Source organism: Microcystis sp. M20BS1, from assembly GCF_020245305.1.
Lineage (GTDB): Bacteria > Cyanobacteriota > Cyanobacteriia > Cyanobacteriales > Microcystaceae > Microcystis > Microcystis ichthyoblabe_A.
The window spans coordinates 15,596-34,786 of sequence record NZ_JADBUZ010000243.1 but is presented as its reverse complement, the minus strand read 5'-3'; the positions used below and the strand labels follow the sequence as shown (position 1 = coordinate 34,786).

The 19,191-nt window shown below is 40.0% G+C and carries 14 protein-coding genes and 1 pseudogene; 3 read left to right on the top strand and 12 right to left on the bottom strand.

Going from position 1 to position 19,191, the window contains the following annotated elements; all coding sequences use genetic code 11:
* A partial coding sequence (locus IM507_RS22925; RefSeq protein ID WP_272071982.1) for a Uma2 family endonuclease occupies positions 1–350 on the bottom strand: 350 nt, incomplete at its 3' end.
* A 43-nt stretch (positions 351–393) separates the two neighbouring features.
* The gene (accC, locus tag IM507_RS22920; protein WP_069474404.1) at positions 394–1,740 is read right to left on the bottom strand and encodes an acetyl-CoA carboxylase biotin carboxylase subunit; all 1,347 of its coding nucleotides are present in this window, start codon (positions 1,738–1,740) and stop codon (positions 394–396) included.
* A 298-nt stretch (positions 1,741–2,038) separates the two neighbouring features.
* Between accC and hisD the strand changes: the two genes are divergently transcribed.
* Positions 2,039–3,295 (top strand): histidinol dehydrogenase, encoded by a 1,257-nt coding sequence (hisD, locus tag IM507_RS22915; RefSeq protein ID WP_002734219.1) that lies wholly within the window; start codon positions 2,039–2,041, stop codon positions 3,293–3,295.
* Positions 3,296–3,591: 296 nt separating this feature from the next.
* Positions 3,592–3,783 (top strand): annotated as a pseudogene (locus IM507_RS22910) (Uma2 family endonuclease); the annotation flags it as partial.
* 1 nt (position 3,784) lies between these two features.
* Here the strand turns inward: IM507_RS22910 and IM507_RS22905 are convergent.
* The 9 genes from IM507_RS22905 to yhdJ form a co-directional block, all read right to left on the bottom strand.
* Complete coding sequence (locus IM507_RS22905) at positions 3,785–4,426, bottom strand: OmpA family protein (protein WP_002733090.1); 642 nt, start codon at positions 4,424–4,426, stop codon at positions 3,785–3,787.
* A gap of 6 nt (positions 4,427–4,432) precedes the next feature.
* The gene (locus tag IM507_RS22900) at positions 4,433–6,670 is read right to left on the bottom strand and encodes a methyl-accepting chemotaxis protein (protein ID WP_287637793.1); all 2,238 of its coding nucleotides are present in this window, start codon (positions 6,668–6,670) and stop codon (positions 4,433–4,435) included.
* Positions 6,671–6,770: 100 nt separating this feature from the next.
* On the bottom strand, positions 6,771–9,917 hold the full coding sequence (locus IM507_RS22895; protein ID WP_287637792.1) for a tubulin-like doman-containing protein: 3,147 nt from the start codon (positions 9,915–9,917) through the stop codon (positions 6,771–6,773).
* Positions 9,918–9,934: 17 nt separating this feature from the next.
* Positions 9,935–11,059 carry a vWA domain-containing protein gene (locus IM507_RS22890; protein WP_002733215.1) on the bottom strand — a complete coding sequence of 375 codons (1,125 nt, stop codon included), beginning with the start codon at positions 11,057–11,059 and terminating at the stop codon, positions 9,935–9,937.
* A 252-nt stretch (positions 11,060–11,311) separates the two neighbouring features.
* Positions 11,312–12,292, bottom strand: a complete 981-nt coding sequence (locus IM507_RS22885; RefSeq protein ID WP_002733506.1) for a GntR family transcriptional regulator — start codon at positions 12,290–12,292, stop codon at positions 11,312–11,314.
* 244 nt (positions 12,293–12,536) lie between these two features.
* Complete coding sequence (locus IM507_RS22880; RefSeq protein WP_069474407.1) at positions 12,537–13,247, bottom strand: lysophospholipid acyltransferase family protein; 711 nt, start codon at positions 13,245–13,247, stop codon at positions 12,537–12,539.
* Between the two features lie 113 nt (positions 13,248–13,360).
* Positions 13,361–14,995, bottom strand: a complete 1,635-nt coding sequence (gene prfC, locus IM507_RS22875) for a peptide chain release factor 3 (RefSeq protein WP_002782023.1) — start codon at positions 14,993–14,995, stop codon at positions 13,361–13,363.
* 59 nt (positions 14,996–15,054) lie between these two features.
* Positions 15,055–16,173 carry a hypothetical protein gene (locus IM507_RS22870; RefSeq protein WP_045357169.1) on the bottom strand — a complete coding sequence of 373 codons (1,119 nt, stop codon included), beginning with the start codon at positions 16,171–16,173 and terminating at the stop codon, positions 15,055–15,057.
* Positions 16,154–17,041, bottom strand: a complete 888-nt coding sequence (gene yhdJ, locus IM507_RS22865; protein ID WP_002751178.1) for an adenine-specific DNA-methyltransferase — start codon at positions 17,039–17,041, stop codon at positions 16,154–16,156. The genes IM507_RS22870 and yhdJ overlap by 20 nt, the downstream gene beginning before the upstream one ends.
* 341 nt (positions 17,042–17,382) lie before the next feature.
* Here yhdJ and IM507_RS22860 point away from each other — a divergent pair, with 341 nt between their 5' ends.
* The gene (locus tag IM507_RS22860) at positions 17,383–17,622 is read left to right on the top strand and encodes a type II toxin-antitoxin system HicB family antitoxin (RefSeq protein WP_002732327.1); all 240 of its coding nucleotides are present in this window, start codon (positions 17,383–17,385) and stop codon (positions 17,620–17,622) included.
* A gap of 16 nt (positions 17,623–17,638) precedes the next feature.
* Here IM507_RS22860 and IM507_RS22855 read toward each other — a convergent pair whose 3' ends face one another.
* On the bottom strand, positions 17,639–19,009 hold the full coding sequence (locus tag IM507_RS22855; protein ID WP_287637791.1) for a DNA cytosine methyltransferase: 1,371 nt from the start codon (positions 19,007–19,009) through the stop codon (positions 17,639–17,641).
* Positions 19,010–19,191 lie beyond the last annotated feature (182 nt).

Below are 19,191 nucleotides of genomic sequence, written 5' to 3'. Positions count from 1 at the left end.
ATGACAAAATCGGGAGATAGAGGTAAAAATCTTTCCTTTTGTTGCGGGGTTAAAGCTTGCCATTTTTCTAAAGGTATCCAAGCAGCATCGGGAGAGCGATCGGCCCCGTTAGGTAGTTTAAATCCTCCAGAAGAATCAAAAACTACACCTAATTTATGTAGGTTATTCCATAACCATAATTGGGCAGTGATTCCAGCGTTAGAATTGCTGGTTTCTCCTCCAGTCGGTGGCATAATAATTAAATCTCCTTTTGGGTTGCGTTCCAAGCGTAAATCTCGGTTATCCTGACAAAGTTGAAAGAACTGTTCATCGCTGAGTTGAAACGAGTTAAATTTAACTTCTACTGTCATTATTATACCCAACCTACTCTCGTCTAAAATTTATGGTAACGCCCTAGGGCAAGAGATGTTCCTGGATGAAATTAGTATAAACATCTCCGGCTAAAAAGGCGGGAGTTTCCAATATTTTACGATGGAAATCAATAGTTGTCGGTACTCCCGTGATCGCACATTCCCGCAGAGCGCGTTTCATGCGTTTAATCGCAGTTTCGCGATTTTCTCCCCAGACAATTAATTTACCGATTAGGGAATCGTAATAGGGGGGGATTTCGTAATCGGTGTAAACGTGGGAATCCATGCGGACACCCGGACCACCGGGGGGCAGATAACCGCTAATTTTGCCGGGGTGAGGGCGAAAATTGTGATCGGGATCCTCGGCATTAATGCGACACTCGATCGAATGCCCTCTAAATATCACCTGATCTTGCTTAATTTGCAGTTTTTCGCCCTGTGCCACCAGAATTTGTTCTCGGATCAGGTCTATCCCCGTGATCATCTCCGTGACGGGGTGTTCCACCTGAATACGGGTGTTCATTTCCATGAAGTAAAAATTGCCCTGTTTATCGACTAAAAATTCCACAGTTCCCACCCCGACGTAATTAATCGATTTAGCGGCTTTAACAGCGGCATTACCCATTTTTGAGCGTAAATGGGGCGTTAAGAAGGTGCTGGGTGCCTCTTCTAGCAGTTTTTGGTGTCGTCGCTGAATCGAACAGTCTCTTTCTCCTAAATGGATCACGTTACCGTGACTATCGGCCAAAATCTGAAACTCGATATGTCGGGGACATTCGATAAATTTTTCTAGATATACTCCTGAATTGCCAAAAGCCGCTTCTGCTTCTCCTTGGGCGGCTTTTAACATATTACCTAGTTCATCTGCACTCTTGACAAGACGCATCCCACGCCCTCCACCGCCGGCGGTGGCTTTAATCAGGACAGGATAACCGATGTCATCAGCGATACGTTTTGCTTCCGCTTCTGAGGTAATTAAACCACCACTGCCGGGGATAGTGGGAACTCCCGCTTTTTGCATGGTTTTTTTAGCGGTAGATTTATCCCCCATAGCCAGAATAGCACTGGGAGACGGACCGATAAAAGTTAACTGATGATCGGCACAAATTTCGGCAAAGCGGGCGTTTTCTGCCAAAAAACCGTAACCGGGATGGATGGCCGTGGCGTTGCGTGTTAGGGCAGCCGAGATGATATTAGGGATATTTAGGTAACTTTTGCTGCTCGGAGGCGGACCAATACAAACACTCTCATCGGCCAATTGAACATGAAGGGCATGGCGATCGATGGTAGAGTGGACGGCAACGGTTCTAATGCCCAATTCTTCGCAACTATGAAGGATTCTTAAGGCGATTTCCCCGCGATTGGCGATTAATATCTTGGCAAACTGCATTGGACGACCACGAGATCAGGCTGGTGTGATAGGCGACTATTTAGTAGAATATCTGGTTTTGTTACCTTGGGGAAATCGGGAAGTGGGGAAGTGGGGTGCGGGGTGTGGGGTGTGGGGTGTGGGGTGTGGGGAGAAAAAATAAAAATAATCTCCTGACTCCTATCTCCTGACTCCTGACTCCTGACGGCTAAATTAACCGACTTCGTCTCCCTCCCCGGTCAAGATTGAAAGCGATAAGCTAGAGTGTGAGAAGTGAAAACCTTTTAATCTCGTTTCGCCCCTAGAGGATAATAGCTCGATGTTGCGAATTATCACAGAGCCATGGTCAGCCAGAACGGAACTGAGACGAATTCGGGAACGATTCGACGATCCGGAAATTCGGGAAAAAGAATCGCTTGTCCGAGAGATTATCGATCAGGTGCGACTTACTGGCGATCGCTCGTTGGTGGATTACACGGAAAAATTCTACCAACAGTCCCTTAATCTACAACAACTTAAGGTGAGTGGCTCGGAACTCGATGCTGCTTATCAACAGGTGTCCCAGGATTTATTAAATGCGATCGCTATTGCCTGTGCAAAAATGGAGGCTTTTCACCGTCAGCGTCTTCCCAAAGCTTGGGTGCAGTTTCCTGAGGATGGTACGGTTCGAGGGAAACGTTATCAACCGATTAACAGTGTGGGAATTGTCGTTCCCGATGGTAAACGAGCCTATCTCAGTTTATTGCTCCAACAGGCGATTCCTGCCAAAATAGCGGGGGTTAAACGGATTGTCATGGTGTCCCCCGCCGATGAGGATTTACGCATCCATCCGGCGATTTTAGTGGCAGCCCAATCGGTGGGTATTAGTGAGATTTATCGGGTGGCTGGACCACAGGCGATCGCCGCTTTAGCCTACGGGACAAAAACGATCGCTCCTGTGGAGATGATTGCCGGAATAGGTGATTTTTACACTAATTTGGCTAAAAAACTGGTTTCTGATCATGTAAAAATCGATTACCTCTCTATTACTTCTGATTTAGTTATTATTGCTGATAATCAAGCTAATCCTAGACAGTTGGCCCTAGATCTATTAGCGCAAGCGGAACAGTATTCCCTAGCGGCAGCGATTTTATTGACGACGGATAAGGCTTTGGCTTTAATAGTACAGGAAGAAGTACAAAAACAGTTACAGGTACATCCCCAGAGATTGTTAACGGAAAAAGCGATCGCTCATTATGGTTTAATCGTGGTGGTGGAATCATTGGAGAAAGCGATCGAATTATCGAATCTTTTTGCTCCTACCCATTTATCCTTAATGATCGATGAACCCTGGGAAAAGCTATCTTCTGTGAGACAATCGGGAACTATTCTCCTTGGTTCTACTACTCCAAAAGCGGTGGCTGATTATTTAGGTTGTCCCGTGGGAGTGGAAACTTTTCTCGATTCCGCCACTTTGATCGAATATCCCGCCGATTCCTTCGCCTCCATAGCCCACAATCTACAAATATTAGCGCAAGCAGAGGGCTTTACGGCAACGGATGAGGGCATAGAGTACCGAGGACAGGACAAAACCTAGAAAAAGTATGGTCTTGTGACATATTTTTTGATTCCCATATCCTTAATTTTTTTACCTTGCTGTTCTTCGAGATTACCACTTCCTTTTTTATCTAATATCTCCCCATAGATTGGGATGACTCTCTTGTCATAAATTAGACTCACCATTAAGATATTTATTGCTCCCCAACTCATCCGGTCTATGGCAATATCTACCAGAGTAACCGCATCTTAACAATCCTTGACAAAATCAACTTTATATGAGTTGCTTACCCAGCAAAGCAAAGGATTAAGTCTCCATCACTACCACCGAATCACCACCTCTTAGTGAATAGTAAACACCAACGAGTGGAAACTTTTCGACGGAGTGAACATGGTTTATGGATTCTGCAAACCTATCAGCAAGAAAGTTTTAGTTTGCAGAGTATTAATCGGACGGCATCTTTTCGGGATTTATACGAGGATGTCACCCTAGAAACGGTTAATTATTCCGTGGAAGAAATAGAATAAATTATTGTTTTCTACCGGGGGGAATAAAACGGATTTCAATTCTGCGTCTGCTTGCATCTGCGTCACGATTAACCGCAGCTAATTTACCCGATGGGAGGTATAACTGTCCTGCGGAAAAAGCTCGAAATTTGACGTTTTTGAGTTTACCTGTGCTTTCGATTTCTTGCACTACTGCTAAAGCTCGCATTAATCCTAAATCAGTGTTAGAACCGGGTACTAGCATTTTAACAGATTGTTTTCTGCTGGCAACCGATTCGATATTTTTATCGAGATTACTTGTCTTTTGTATTCCCTGTCCGTCGGTGTGTCCAATTACTTGAATAAAGTCGATTTCTCTGTCTTTGGTAATGGTTTCGATAGCGGGAATAATGCGCTGACGAATATAGGTTTTTAAAGCGGGGTTTAATTCAGCACTTCCCGACTGAAATTTGAATTTTCCTGATTTTTCATCGATAACTATCGGGGTTGCTGTTTGCAGTTTTCGGTTAGCTTCCTCCAGTTTGCTGATGAGATTATAGGACTGAAAAAGTGCCAAGAGGAGAAATAAACTCAGAATCATGAAAGCATTGGACATTAAATCGGTAAATGCGGGATAAACATCCACCGATTTATCTTCATCTCGGTAGTAGGTACGTCTAGACATAATTGCTTAGAATTTGTTAGTGAAGTTATCAAATATGGTGTTAATGTCATCCTGAACATTTTTTTGAGGAGGATTAGGGATTGTCTTAAAAAGTTCTTCCATCTCATCCTTAAGTTTTTCTATCTTATCCTTTAAGTTAGAAAATTCAGAAAGTTCTTCCATCTTATTATTTAAGTTAGAAAAGTCAGAACGCATATCGTTAATTTTCTCCAGTTCTGCTAAACATTTGTGAATTTCTCCATAAATATGTTCAATCATTTTCTGATTCGATTTATTTTCCTTAGCGATAACTTTCTCTAACTTATCTCGCAAAGATTCTAAGTTAGCAGTTAATTGACTGGTGTTGGTGTTCACTGCGTTAATTACTTGAGAAAAATCTGATTTAAAGCTGCCAAATTGATTGGCTGTTTTCTCAATAGATTGGGAAACTGCTTTTAATTGTTCTGAGTTCTTAGTTAATTTATCATCAACTACCATCCCTAAGTTATTGCTTAAAAGGTTTAACTCAGACTGTAAGCTTTCCTTGACTTGAGTAAGTTGCTCTGTCACTGTATCAATTAACCGAGACAAGTTAGCATTAGTCACATCGAGATTATTACTAGAGCGCTCAATCCCATGGGAAGCAGTGAGAATTTTATCGGAGGTTTGGGAGAGTCTTTCATCGAGACGATTGATAAGTTGATTTCCTAATTGTTTCGACTCGGAGTTAAAACTGTCTTGATAGGTTTTCACAGTTTCGATTAATTTTACTAATTCTTCCTGAATGTTAGATAACTTTTCTTGTTCGGTGACTGAGCGTTGCTGATTTTGTTCTAGGATTGTCTCAGATTTTTGATTCAAGTCAGTAATTTTTATTCCTAACTCAACCATAGTTGTCATGGAACGCTGGAAGTCTTGAGTTAAAGAAGCTAGAGATTGAGTTGATTGGTTTAAATCTGTAGTAGAATCGGCAAACTGTTGATGAGCAGTCATTAAATCTGCGGTTGCTTGCACTAACTTATCAGCAAATTGACTACTTTCGATTTTTTCGGAAGCTTCCAGAAAACCTAGCGCACTATTTTGTAATTTTTGAGAAGATTCTTGGATATTTAAATACACTTGTTCTGCTAAATCGTTAGCTCTTTTATTACTGCTGATAATCTCCCCGATATTCTGCTCTAGTATTGCAGTGGATTGAGAGAATCTCCCTTGGGTTTCTGCTAAACTAGCGGTAAACCTTTCGATATTACCAGAGAAGTTACTTTTTTCAATTAACTCTGACGCTTGTTTAAAAAGCAGTACACTATTTTTTAGTTCCTGAGAGGATTGTGTAAACTCTCGGTTTGCTTGCGTGATAATTGGTACTTGCTCGTTAAGTTCAAAAGCTGAACGCTGAAAAGTCGTCGCACCGGTAGATAAAGTTCCCGCAGTTTCAGTTAATCTTTCACAAACCTGCGTGACTAACTTAGCAGTTTCCTGATTACCATCAGCAATTTCTTTAGCAACTTTTCCTAAAGAAGATTCTAATACTATCTTCACATTCTTATGAAAGTTAGTCAGAAATGCTTTCTGTGTATCCACCATGCGATTAACCGCTTTATCCAAGCGACTATTCCCTTCTACAGTCGGCTGCAAGATGTTATCTAAATAGTCTTCTAGGGAACTAATTAGATTTGCTTTAGCAAGGTTGGTATTAAAGATTAAGTTAATCACAGTCAGTAAAGAACTACAAGCTAAACCAATTAAGCTAGTGATAAAAGCAATCCCCATACTTTCTAGGGGAGTTTTGAGCTTTTCTCCTAAACTTTGCACATCGACATTATTAATATCGATAAGTGTGCTGATTCCCGTCAGATTGAGAGTAATTCCGAAGAAAGTTCCCAACAAACCAAAAGCGAGGAGGAGATTGGGTAACACTCTCACAAAATAATCCCATTTTTCGCAGCTGAGGGATTTAGACATGAAAGTAAATTGTTCTTCATGGTATAAACCATCTACCAAAGCTGCGGTATTAACATCATCTAGTTGATTACTAGCTATCTTAAATCTATTCTCTAGATTTAGATTAGAGATAATTTTAGGTATCTTCTCGGAACTTTTTCCCTTTTTAATTTTCTCCCCAATTAAGCTCTTGACTTCTTGGGTTGAATCTTGGAGATGTTTATAAAGAGTAATCCGGATTCCCACAGCTAAGACGGTGGGAAAAATAACCAAGACTAGAGTTAAAACAATCAGATAGGGGGGAAAAAGGTTAAGTAATGCCATGATAGTTATTGGATACCTCGAATTGTGGTTGATAGAGAGAGTTGGGGATGAATGTTTCCTCAGATAGCTGGGGAAACATTATTAAGATTGCTCAATTTTATCATTCATCAGTAGTGCTAACCTCTGGGGGTAAACTGGGTTGACTAATGTTATTGTTTGTTCCCAGTAAAGTTTGTTGCTTTTGCTGTTGTCTTTCGAGTTTTTTCTGTTCAGCAGCACGTTTTTCTAGTTCCATTTTTAGTTGATTAACAAAACGGGTAATAATTCCTTCTTTTGCCTCCTGTTGAATCTTTGCTTTCTGTCCAACTACCTTATTTTTGTAGCGGGAATTGGGGTGATGGTCGGGTAAATTTTTGACATTGTTGACAAAATAGCTGACGTTCTGAAAATAATCACCCTCGTTAGTAAATAATAGAGGAGGATTAGCCAAAATCTCATTTTTTGCCTGATTAAGCAGTATCTGTAAAGCATTAATCATGTCCTTACGAGAAGCAAATTGTTCTAAAGCAAGTCGCCAATTACCGCTAATGTCAATGATGGACTTATTGTTAAATAAATCGCCTTCGATGACTAATTGATAAGTATCATCTTCCTCATCGTATTCTAGTAAACCGAGAGCAATTGCGGGATAGAAAATAAACTCTAATTCCTCAATTAATTGGGCAGGTGGTGGGATAATATCAGCAAAATCTATCCTGTAATCATTGTGTAAAATGCTTATTCTCTTTTGGTCTTGATAGATTTTTTGTAACCCAGATAAATCAGTAATGATTCTTAGGGGAAACCCACCAAACTCGTAGGTAATTAGGATTTCTTCGTCGGTTTGAATTGATTCAAAAGAAGTCCCCAGATTAATATTTAAATCAGATTCGAGAGTCTTCATGAATCTTTGCATGGTGGGTGAATTATCGTCCTTAGTCCCAATTAGTAATGCTTTATCTGTATGCAAACGATAGTAAGCATCATTAACATTTATGGGTAACATTAAATCAGCTTCTCGCAGAATTTGCGCCAAGCGTTCAGGAAAATCATGGGGTTTATATTGACCCATAAATCGCTTAATTACTGCATCAATTTTATTAGTGCTTACTGATTGAAACTGTTTCTCTATTGTTGCTGTTAGAGTCTCTTTGAGAGTTTCATTGTCAATAACAAAAGATTGGCTAAATAAACTGAATAGGGAAGCATTATAGCCTAAATTATTGGTGACTTTTTGGCTAACAGAAATGTATTGAGTTCGGGAGTTACTGTCAGGGATACAGTTATCAATATTCTCCTCTGGGAAAATACCTTCCCCAGTCATCTCGTCGAGATTTAACTGCATTAACTCCTGTTCGTATTTATCGTATTCTGCGATTAGCTGATATAGGGTTTCTTTCAGTTGTTGTATCTGCAGCATTCGACTAGAAATATGCTTGAGAATCGCTTCAACAATCTTTCTGGATTCCCCATTGATGCTGAAATTAAAGTTCTGCTGAATTAATTTTTGTCCGCTTTGAACGTAGTCTCTTAACTCAGCTTTGATTCTCTCACTATTGGCATTTTTATTGAACATCTTGAAGACAGACTTTTTCCCGTTTATATCTTCGAGAGTTTGTTTAACATTTCGCCAAATGTTATCAATTTTTTCCGAGGAATGAAACCCTTTATTATCCTGAGATAATTCCTCTAGATTCCCCTTGTAGGTATTAATCTGTACTTGTAAAGCGACCAAAAAAGATAGGCTATTTTCCAAAGAAAATTCTAAGCTATCAGGATTAAGAAGAATCTCCAAAAATTTGTCAATATCTGACTTAAATTTTTCGATTAACTTAGGTTGAGTTTGTTGGGTCAGAGTTAACCAGATTCCGCGACTGCTATCCGTTTCTCCTCCTTGTACTTTGCGAAACTCTTTTTCTAGGGATTGCTTGACGGTTTGGGGTAAATTCTCCAAATCTTGACTATTGGATATTTCTTCCTCTAGGGAATTTTTCCAAGAGGTTAAAGTCTTGGAAAAAGTTTTATTATTCTCTAGGGTTGCTTCTTCCAATCTGGCAGTAAAATAATCCTTATTACTTTGGGTACTCCAATTAGCTAGGAACTTACTTAATAACTCTTGTCCACTGGGACTTTGACCGTATCCCTCTAACCAAAATTTAATTAATTTGAGACTAAAACGATTGAGACCAATCTGCACAATTCGGTCGCGAGTAAAATAAATCCTCGCTAGTCCAAAGGAGATATAACCTTGACACATCTGAAAAGGATGATTATCTTTACGAATCATCGGGTCTTTATAGTTATCCCGATTTCTTTTGATGGGGAGAGATAACTCATCGGCAAAATCCAAGAAAATCTTGTAAGCAATGACATTACATAATTTACCTTTGTTATTAATCCGGTAATCTCCCGCAGTGCGATTAGAAACTAAGTAGGCAAAATCAAAAGGAGAACGTTTTTCATCGATGTGGACGAAATTTTGTTTATCATAACAGACTTGAAAGGAATTACTTTCATTGGTATAATGGTCTAACTCTTTCAAAGCTGCATAGGTATTAGCTCTCATAATTGCCCCATCACCATAAAGTTTAGGACTAATTACCAAATAACCAAAGGATGTATATTCGGCCGTTTGTTGTAAAATATGACGCAAAGTGTAGGCCACATCGAGGAAAATACCGCTACCAGTTCCCCCACACAAAGAACCGACAACAAAGACATTTAAACCCTCTTGGACATTAAAACTTTGACCATTAACTTTACCGCTAAACATAAAGGATTCATGACCAGAAGTTCGTCTTTCCGCTGCTTCAATTGCCTCTTGAATTTTTTGATAGTTATGGAAGAAAGCTAAACGACCGACGGGACGAATACCCCCCGCACCATTTTCAATGGCAGTTATTTGTTTTTTTAGTCTTGGGTCTAACCAGCTTTCAATATGGGAAAAGGGACTTTCAAAAAGGGTTTGGTGTTCAAGTTCATAGATTAGATTGTTAACATCCTGAGCATTCATATTAATGAATACTCTTTCGGCAGCTGATAGAAGAATTTCTTCCCCGTGATAGCTATTTCCTGTGGGTAAACCCGAACCATTGAAAGCATTTTTGTCTGTGTCAATATGAACAAAACTGACAACGGGTAGGTTAGATAACTTCCCATACTTATCAATAATAAAGCGACGAATTCTCATTAACACATCTCGACCAGTACCACCTAATCCGATGATAATTGTCCGTTTGATAGCGCGGGTTTGACTGGTGTTAGCCATAGTTTAAATCTCCTGAGTTATTTTTTGCTAATCTGAATTTGTAGGTCGAAATCTTGATGGTTATGGTGATAGGTTAAAGTCAGGTAATTTTTATCTATCTTCACCTCCTGAGTTAGTTGATTACCTCGATAAAAAATCTCTGCTTGTTTAGTGGGTTTCAGATATAACTGATTGCCGCGTCTTTCTAAATAGCAGCGAATTTCTTCCCCTGCATGAGAAAAGCTATTCTTCTTATGTTCTTCACCACCGATGTTAATTCTTTCGGATGTTTTTAAAATATATTTTTGGGTTTCATCTTCATCATCATTAGAGGAGACTTCAATAGTCCAAGCAGTATTTAACAGCAACCAGTGACGAATTCCCAAAATACTCGCTACTATTCCCCCAATTCCCATTAATGTAATTACCAATGCTGGCAACCATAACTGACTCAAGAGATAAGGATTAATCAAACAGGTTTCTTGTCCTCCCGGTGCGGGAGTGCAAAACTCTTGTGCTGTGGGAGCAATATCGACAACTGATAGTTTATATTTATTGCCGTTAGTGGCGGTAATTTCTTGGGTTCTTAGATTAATTGGTAGGGAATTAAGCCAGTTTTGTCTTTCCAAACTTTCGGGAGAATTAGCAAGACGAAAAGGGCTATTTTTTGGGGTTTCTATCCACTGTTGTGAAGTAATCCCCGCACCAGTAGAAAGGGGTGCATCGGTAATCCAAACTACCGACTGGGGTTTGATAGCTTGATTGGCAGTTAAACGACACTGATTTAAGCGTGCCAGTCGAGTATAAACGTGCCATTCTGCGCGCTGAATATCGGTATTTTTAGCACTTTGGCTAGATTGCCAAGGAATTGACTTTAAAACCGCGTCTATATCTTCCCTTCCGCGAATTAAAATCGGTTCTGTAATCGGTTGAACATTATCAGCAAAGGGGACTAAATAAACGGAATCGTTATTTTTTAAACTATCGCGAATAATTTGACCAAGGCGCGTGCGTCCTTCATCATTAAAGTTAACACTACCGGTAAGATCGATCGCTAGGATAACATCTCGTCCCTGCCAACGAGCCACCAAATCTAATCCGAGTTTTTGCCAATCGGTAAGCGGTTCCCCGGGGGATACCGTTAAACAGTCAGCACTTTTCATTTAGCCTCGTTCGAGAGTGAAAAATTGAGCTTATCCCTATCCTTGCCCCATTGTACTAAAAAATTAATACTTCTTAAAAGTTTTTTTCGCTTTTATTCTCGACTTGCCCTAGGTTATTGTCAATAGTAACCATAGAGTAAAATAAATTTTAAAGTTAAGCTGCCCGCGCATTTAAATTGCTTGTTGAGATAAGGCAAGAGGTAACAGTAAAGGGGGGAGATTCAGAGGTTAAAATGTGTCCTAGCTTATCCTCTAACCACCTAATCCTAATTCTCGTCTGAGCAATTGAATTGATTTATCCCCAATATAATTATCACTACAGATAATTTCTGGCAGACGAATTAAATCCGATCGCACTTCATTAATCAGATTTTTAATTAAAGTATAACTCGCTTGATCACTGATAATTGTCTGGGAAGTTCTGGCTAAAACTCTTAACTCATCCGTTTCATGAATTTGAGCGGACATAACTAATACATCACCCCGTAAACTATGAATTAAAATTTCGGCCACCTTAATAATACCGGTGCTAATACTGACAATCCCTAAACGGCTATCGGTGGGTAATTTTTTGATTAATGCCAATTCTTTGCTGTAATCGTAGATATCGATGGGAATGACTCGCAGGTGAAAAGGAGCGGCAATTTCCTCCGCTACACTGATAAAATAGCGACTGGTGACAACAGTGGCAGATTTAGTATTGGCTAAAACTTGGGCTAAATCCTCCATTGCCACTAATTGGACGGGAATTTTGAGGGATTGCTCTAATTCTCTCAACATTAGTTCTCCTGCACCCAAATCGTGACGGGGAATGGTGACAAGAACTTGAGAACGACACTGCGATCGCCAATCGATTTCCGCCAGTAATAACTCGCGAATTTGCTCTAGAGTTAAACCTTGAGCGAGAAAACTAGCCAAACTCTGGCTAATTAGTCGGCCTATTTCTGGATTTTGTTCCAATAGGGGCGAACCCAATAAATTATCGTTTTCATGTCCGCGAGCCTTGACATAAATCCCCGAACCTGCTATGGATTCCACTAACCCATCGTTTTCCAGTTGTTGATAAATTTTACTTATCGTATTACGGTGTAATCCCGTGATCATAGCTAGTTGACGGGTACTAGGTAAACGATGGCCCGGTGGATACTGACGAGAGGCGATAGCGAAGCGAATTTGGTCAAATAATTGCTTAGAGGCGGGGATTTCACTGTCTGGCTGGATTTGGAACTGCATCGGATCACTTCACTCACAAACTACTTTCGCTGATACCCATTCTATCATTAGACCCCCTGCAACAATCGGACATCTTCACCGATCTGAGGGGTTTCCGAGGCAGTATTCAGGAGCCAGAAGCAGAAAAAAACAAGATATTATTTATTTAAACCAGAAAAGCCACTTTTTTGCTTAAAAATAGTTAAAACAATCATTTTAATCCGTCCCTGAAACCCCACTCATGGGGTAGATAGTCAACAGCTGATTAAGGTGATTGATCCTCGTGGAGAAGTTTTAAGCGATCGCTCAAGGTTTTGGTTAAGCGGACAGTTTCCCGTTTTAGCGAATTTTGTTGATAATCAAGCACATTAATCCCTTGACCGATGTTTACTGTCGCTTCGCTTCCCCATCCGGGGTAAGGCTGATTATAACTAATGCTTACAGGCAAAATCTTGATATCTGCATCGGGTTTGATGGTCTTAACTTCCAACGCGATCCGCGCTACCCCCGGTTTAAGAGGATGAACCACTTGATCGCGACAGATACCCCCTTCCGGAAAAATCGCCACCATTTCCCCTGCGGCCAAAAGTTCGACACTGTGGATCAGACTACCCATACCGGGGTGATCGGTGTTGACGGGAAAACCCCCCAAACGTTGGATAAACCAACCTTGTACCCCTTTCATCTCGTTAGCGGAAACCATAAAGCGCAAATCCCGTCCACTAACTAAACGTCCCACCGCGTAGGGTAAAATCAGCGCATCCCAACGGGACCGATGGGTAGGTGCCAAGATGACACCCCCCGTTAGGGGGATATTTTCCTGGCCTGTAACCGTTATTTTGCTGAAAAAAGCTGGTAAAACTAGATAATTTCCCAGAAAATAACAAAAGCGAATTAAACAGGGATTAATTCGGGAATTGACAGCAGGACTTTTTCTAATGGTGAGGGACTCGTCAACGATAGTGCTTTGAGACATCCGAAGTGTTAGGAAAGATCGAGACTTTCTGACCACTTCTACTTTAGTCTAGTTATCTGGGGGGTCGCTATCTTGTCCTGACCAGTTCGGCAATTGTCTTGGGGGATTAAGGGTTAGGATTGCGGTTGTACTCCCGATCCTACTGGTGCGATCGAGTTTAATTGCAAAGAGGGGTGATCTTCTTTAACTTGCTGTAAATTCCACTCATTTTTGAATAATAAGACGGGACGACCCCAGTAATCTTTGACAGTTAGAGTATTAAAGAGTTTACCTGCTTTTTCTAAAGCGGCCCAACCCCCGGCGACCCAACGGGCTAAACTATAGGCTAGGGGTTCGAGGGTAGTTTCGACTCCGTACTCGCTTAAAAGACGGAATTGCACCACTTCAAACTGTAATTGACCGACGGCGGCTAAAATCGGGTCGCGTTTAAATTCATCGATCGAGGATAATATCTGTACGGCCCCTTCTTCCTGTAATTCCGAGACTCCTTTTTGAAACTGTTTGAACTTGGAAGGGTTAGGATTTCTGAGATAGGCGAATAATTCCGGGGAAAAACAGGGAATCCCTTCGTATTCGAGCTTTTTACCCATATAAATGGTATCACCGATCGCAAAGACCCCGGGGTTATTCAATCCGATCACATCTCCGGGATAAGCTTCTTCAATAACTGCCCGATCTTGGGCAAAAAGTTTCTGAGGACGGGATAAACGGATAGTTTTACCAGTTCTAGCGTGGTTTACTACCATATCCTTCTCGAATTTCCCCGTACATACCCGCACAAAGGCCACCCGGTCCCGATGTTTGGGATCCATGTTTGCTTGCAGTTTGAAGACAAAACCGGTGAAATCGGGATAGGTGGGATCAAGGACACCGAGGGAGGAATTGCGTCCTCTGGGTGGCAATCCATAGTCGAGGAAGGATTCTAGGAATAATTTCACCCCAAAATTGGTCATGGCGCTACCAAAAAAGATCGGGGTCATTTCTCCTGCGTGGACTGCTGGCAAATCCAATTCCGCACCCAATTCCGAGAGCAGTTCTATATCCTCTTTTAACTGGTAATACAGGTCTTTTTCGAGATAATCCTCAATTTTGGGGTCGCCAAGCTCGATCACGGTTTCCTGCGCCTCCTGAGAGCCGTGGGAGCGACGTTCAAACAGGTGTATGGTCTGGGTGGCCCGATCAAAAACTCCCCGAAAGCGATCGCCAATTCCGATCGGCCAATTGACGGGATAGGTCTGTAATCCTAATTCTCGCTCGATTTCGTCCAATAAATCCAGAGGTTCGCGGCCGGGGCGATCCATTTTGTTAACAAAGGTAAAGATGGGCAACTGACGCAGTTTGCACACTTCAAAGAGTTTTCTCGTTTGGGGTTCTAAACCTTTGGCTGCGTCGATTAACATCACCGCATTATCGGCAGCGGCTAGGGTACGATAGGTATCTTCGCTAAAATCTTGGTGGCCGGGAGTATCGAGGAGATTAATCTGAAAATCACGATAATCGAACTGTAAAACCGTGGAAGTAATCGAAATTCCCCGTTGTTTTTCCATTTCCATCCAGTCGGAGGTGGCCTTGCGTTGGTCGCGTCTTGCTTTGACTGCACCCGCTTGATGGATTGCACCCCCGTATAGTAACAGTTTTTCGGTCAGGGTGGTCTTTCCCGCGTCAGGGTGGGAGATAATGGCAAAATTTCGCCGTTTTTCCAAGACAGCTTCGCCGGTTTCTAGTTCTTTTTCAATTTCGGTCGTCATTCTAATTTCGATCGCTTTCCTATCTTTCTATTCTAGTTTAGCTGGGGAGTTAGATATCTTTATGGCTCTGATTCTAGGTTAAACTCAATCCGGCTCTGTAAAACCATTTCTGCAATTACCGCTCCTCCTTTACCTTGAGCTAAAACCCGCTCAAAACGGTTGATTAATTCGGGAATATTGATCACTTCCTCTACAGATTCTAGATATCTTTCGACAATTGCCCTGATCTTGTATCTTATCTTAGCTTGCTCCGCAACTTTTTCTAAAATTTCCTCGCAAGTCTGCTCGGTTTTAACCACAAAAGTAATGGGATATTTTTGCACTTTATCAATATCTAAAAAATATTTATCAGCAGCTATCGTTTCCGTAACTTGAAAAAATCGTCCTAGGGGTTTCATGACAAAATCTATCCCCCCGTCATTGGCATTTGTTCGACCAGTTTTATATAAAAGTAAGTATTCAGAGTTTAAGCGATCAGGCGACCACCCCCAATATATTTTCTGTTCCCCATAATACTCTTTAAGAATTGCATAACTGACAATCTCAAAAACTCTAGCATCAATGTTTGGTCTGAGTAAACTCCGAATAAATTCAATAGCTTTCTGGGGATCTTGCTGTTGAATATCAATCATCTGTTGACAATAGCTGATAAATTGATTAAATGCTTTTTGTCTTGTTTGCACATAGGCATCAATTATATCTATAATCACTGGCGCAATATTAACTTGATTACCCTCTAGATAAAACTTAATTAGATTCTCATTAATCCAGTATCTATTGGTTTTAACATCTCTAATTATAGGCAGATAAGATAAAGTGGGAAAATACTTTTTAAATTCCTGATTTAATCGATGATTGAGAGCATGATTTTGTAATTTATCGCCAAAAGGAAGCTCCCTTTGCCTGCGAAAAAGTGTCATATACTGAGCGCCTTGATACTCGTCGTATCCATCCTTAAGATGAAACTCATTATTAATATAGTCTTCCACTAAAACATAAATGGCATAATGATTAGCCAATCCTGCTCGGGATTTAGAACCTCGATTAGCGGCTCTAGTTTTAATGTTCAAATATTGCAATAACTCACTAGCATTTAAAATGCTATTTCCCTGATTGGGAAAGTAATTATCGATAATTTTAATAATTATCTTGGTGAATTCATGCTTTACTATCGACATCGAAAAGACTCTCCTGTACAAAGTTAGATTCTTGTTTATTTTCGCTTTTTCTACTATAGCTTTTTTGAGGAGGGAGTAACTTTTCTCCCTTGTATTCTTGCCATCCGAGAATCCGTCGAAGACCAATTTTTAAATACTCCTCTTGTAATTCTATACTAATAGAAATTCTTCCCAAACGTTTAGCTACAGCTGCAGCTGTAAAAGTTCCTGCAAATGGATCAAGCACAATTCCACTCTTGTCAGTGCTGGCCAAAATAATTCTTTCTAGCAATGATTCAGGTTTTTGTGAAGGATGATTTTCGTATTCATCCATGCGATATCTGACCCTAGGAAAATACCAAACATTGCCCGGTACTTTCTCTGTATTGTATTGACTCGGAATCGCTTTTCTATAATCAATTAGTTTTCGTTTTGCTCCGGTTTTTGCTTCTATCTTAATATCCTTTGAATTAAAAGTGTAATTATTTTTATCTTTCACACAGTGAAGTATTGGTTCATACATCGAACCAAAGTATTTTGTTGCTTGTACTCCTGAACTATCATAATGCCAGATAATGCGACTAAGAATCGTCATTTTTTGTCTTAAGTAAAGATCAAAGTAAGGCATTGCTTGAGTGCTGGCCATAACATATAATGTTCCCTGGGGTTTCAAGATACGAAGACACTGATCAAGAATTTGATTTGCCCAATTTATATAATCATTTTCCGATTCCCATTTGTCGTAAAAATCGGCAAAATGCTTACCTATATTATAGGGAGGATCGAGAAAAATTAGATCTACAGAATTAGAGGCAATCTCACTGGATAAAATCGGCAAAGAATCACCATGAAATATAACTTGCTCATCAGCTTCGTATCGTTTAAACATGATCATTTTTTCAATTTAAAGTAGTTAGATTTTTACTAGCTATTAGCGTTCAGCACCTAGAGAATTTTTCAGATATCAGAACATCCACTTTTAGTTCTTTATTTTTCAATTAAGCTGAGGGCTTCAAGATCAATCCTATAAGATTTGTTGGGAAAATTTATATTTGTCAACAAAATTACAAAGTATTGTAAATATTGTTAAACAATGTATCGAATGTCAACTATTGGTCAAATAATTTTGACATAATTGGGGTGGAGGGGTTGACAGGTAAAATTTTTGTGTTTTATCCAGCATTTCTTAAGTGTAACTAGGATAGTTTAAAATCCACAACTGATAGTGTTATGAGTGATAATACCAAACAAATTTATAACTACACCGTTATTCTAGAAAAAGAGTCAGACGGTGGTTATCACGCTTTTTGTCCTGCGCTTAAAGGTTGTCATTCTCAAGGAGACACTTTTGAAGAAACGATTGTCAATATTACAGAAGCTATGGAATTGTACCTCGAAAGTTTGATAGCTGATCATCAACCCATTCCCAAAGAAGATTTGATTTTTAAGCCTTTAAATATTTTAATATGAGTCAGTATCCCGCAGTCTAATAATCGGGACGAATTATTTCTAGTAAATTTCTAGCCACTGCTTCCACTACAGTGATAGGAACAGAATTTCCGAATTGTTTTTTAGCGATAGCTGACTGTGGATGATAGATAAAATTATCGGGGAATCCTTGTAATTTACGCGCATCTTGGGGAGTAATTTCTCGAAACTTTTTGGGTTTATAGATTTTCTTTAAAAACAATTGTTTGTATTCTTGGGGATGAGTAGCGGTAATTGAAATAGTGGCAATATAATCTTTAGCACCCGTAGCGGTTAGGGTAGGAATAATATCGGCCGTCGGTAAAATAATCCGATAAATGCCGTTAATTCCCGTCATATTTTTCGAGTTAATAAATTCATACTTACCTGCGGTCGTTTGCCAACAAATACCGAGAGAAACTAACTGATTTAGTTCCTCGATTTTTAGGTCGGGTATAATTTCCAAAAAAGTAGAAAAAGCCACGGGATGACCATCTTTTTCGCCATACTTTTTACTGCGTCTTAATTTCAGCAAAGCTAAACAGATACTTTTTTGTCGTTCGGTAGTTTTGATAATATCCCAAGAATGAATAGTTGTGTGGCCATTTCTTAAATCAGAAAAAATAAAGAAGTCATTTAATTCATCTTCTTTTTGGAAACGAGTTCTTGATGGGGGAACAAAACCATTAAATAAAGTATCCGCAGATAACTTGACTTTCTTAACTGGTTGAATATTCTTGATGTCTTCTAAAATATCCAAAACCTTCGGATGGATACCCAAAGGTAAAGGAAATTTAAACCGCTCATAGTTATCTATATTTTTTCTAATTCCTACGATAAAAACTCTCTCGCGATTCTGGGGTAAACCAAAATCGTAGGCATTTAATAACTGCCAGTAAACTTGATAACCACAGCTAGTTAATTCATCGATAATTAATTCTAAATTCTCCCGATTGCGAGGACTAGCTAACCCACTGACATTCTCGAAAATAAAGCTTTTCGGTTGACTTTTCTGGACTAATTTAATCACATCAAACCAGAGTTTTCCCCGGGGATCCTCAAATCCCCGTAAACATCCCGCCACCGACCAAGGTTGACAGGGAACGCCGCCGACAATAAGATCGAGATTATCGGGTAAATTGCTGATTTTACTCACATCTCCGAAAGCAATTTCATCGCTGTTGAGATAGCTAATAAAATTCTGTTGATAAACTTGGATGGCCTGTTTATCAATTTCTGAATAGCCTGAACAACGTCCTCCCAATTTCTCCAAAGCGATTCTAAACCCACCGATTCCCGCGAATAAATCGACAAAACGATACTGGGGATGGGTGATAACTAGATATAGGGGTAATTGGGTTTGTCTGCTGACTTTAACTGTGGTTTTCAAGGGTCAATAATTCCTTTTCACCGTCTGGGAAGATGCCTATATGTACTAGCTATTTTAGTATAACTTAAGAGTTTTTTTCTAGAGACCTCCTGCAAATTTCCTGTCTCCTGACTTGAAAGAGGGTGTGGGGTGTGGGGAAGGAAACCTCTTTCATCTCTGGTGGTAAAAATTTTTTCATCGGG

Excerpts from the sequence above, each read along its gene's own strand:
- IM507_RS22880 (WP_069474407.1), bottom strand. The coding sequence starts at position 13,247 with ATGTCTCAAAGCACTATCGTTGACGAGTCCCTCACCATTAGAAAAAGT.
- yhdJ (WP_002751178.1), bottom strand. The coding sequence starts at position 17,041 with ATGTTTAAACGATACGAAGCTGATGAGCAAGTTATATTTCATGGTGAT.
- IM507_RS22895 (WP_287637792.1), bottom strand. The coding sequence starts at position 9,917 with ATGGCTAACACCAGTCAAACCCGCGCTATCAAACGGACAATTATCATC.
- accC (WP_069474404.1), bottom strand. The coding sequence starts at position 1,740 with ATGCAGTTTGCCAAGATATTAATCGCCAATCGCGGGGAAATCGCCTTA.
- prfC (WP_002782023.1), bottom strand. The coding sequence starts at position 14,995 with ATGACGACCGAAATTGAAAAAGAACTAGAAACCGGCGAAGCTGTCTTG.
- IM507_RS22890 (WP_002733215.1), bottom strand. The coding sequence starts at position 11,059 with ATGAAAAGTGCTGACTGTTTAACGGTATCCCCCGGGGAACCGCTTACC.
- IM507_RS22870 (WP_045357169.1), bottom strand. The coding sequence starts at position 16,173 with ATGTCGATAGTAAAGCATGAATTCACCAAGATAATTATTAAAATTATC.
- IM507_RS22900 (WP_287637793.1), bottom strand. The coding sequence starts at position 6,670 with ATGGCATTACTTAACCTTTTTCCCCCCTATCTGATTGTTTTAACTCTA.
- IM507_RS22860 (WP_002732327.1), top strand. The coding sequence starts at position 17,383 with ATGAGTGATAATACCAAACAAATTTATAACTACACCGTTATTCTAGAA.
- IM507_RS22905 (WP_002733090.1), bottom strand. The coding sequence starts at position 4,426 with ATGTCTAGACGTACCTACTACCGAGATGAAGATAAATCGGTGGATGTT.
- hisD (WP_002734219.1), top strand. The coding sequence starts at position 2,039 with ATGTTGCGAATTATCACAGAGCCATGGTCAGCCAGAACGGAACTGAGA.
- IM507_RS22885 (WP_002733506.1), bottom strand. The coding sequence starts at position 12,292 with ATGCAGTTCCAAATCCAGCCAGACAGTGAAATCCCCGCCTCTAAGCAA.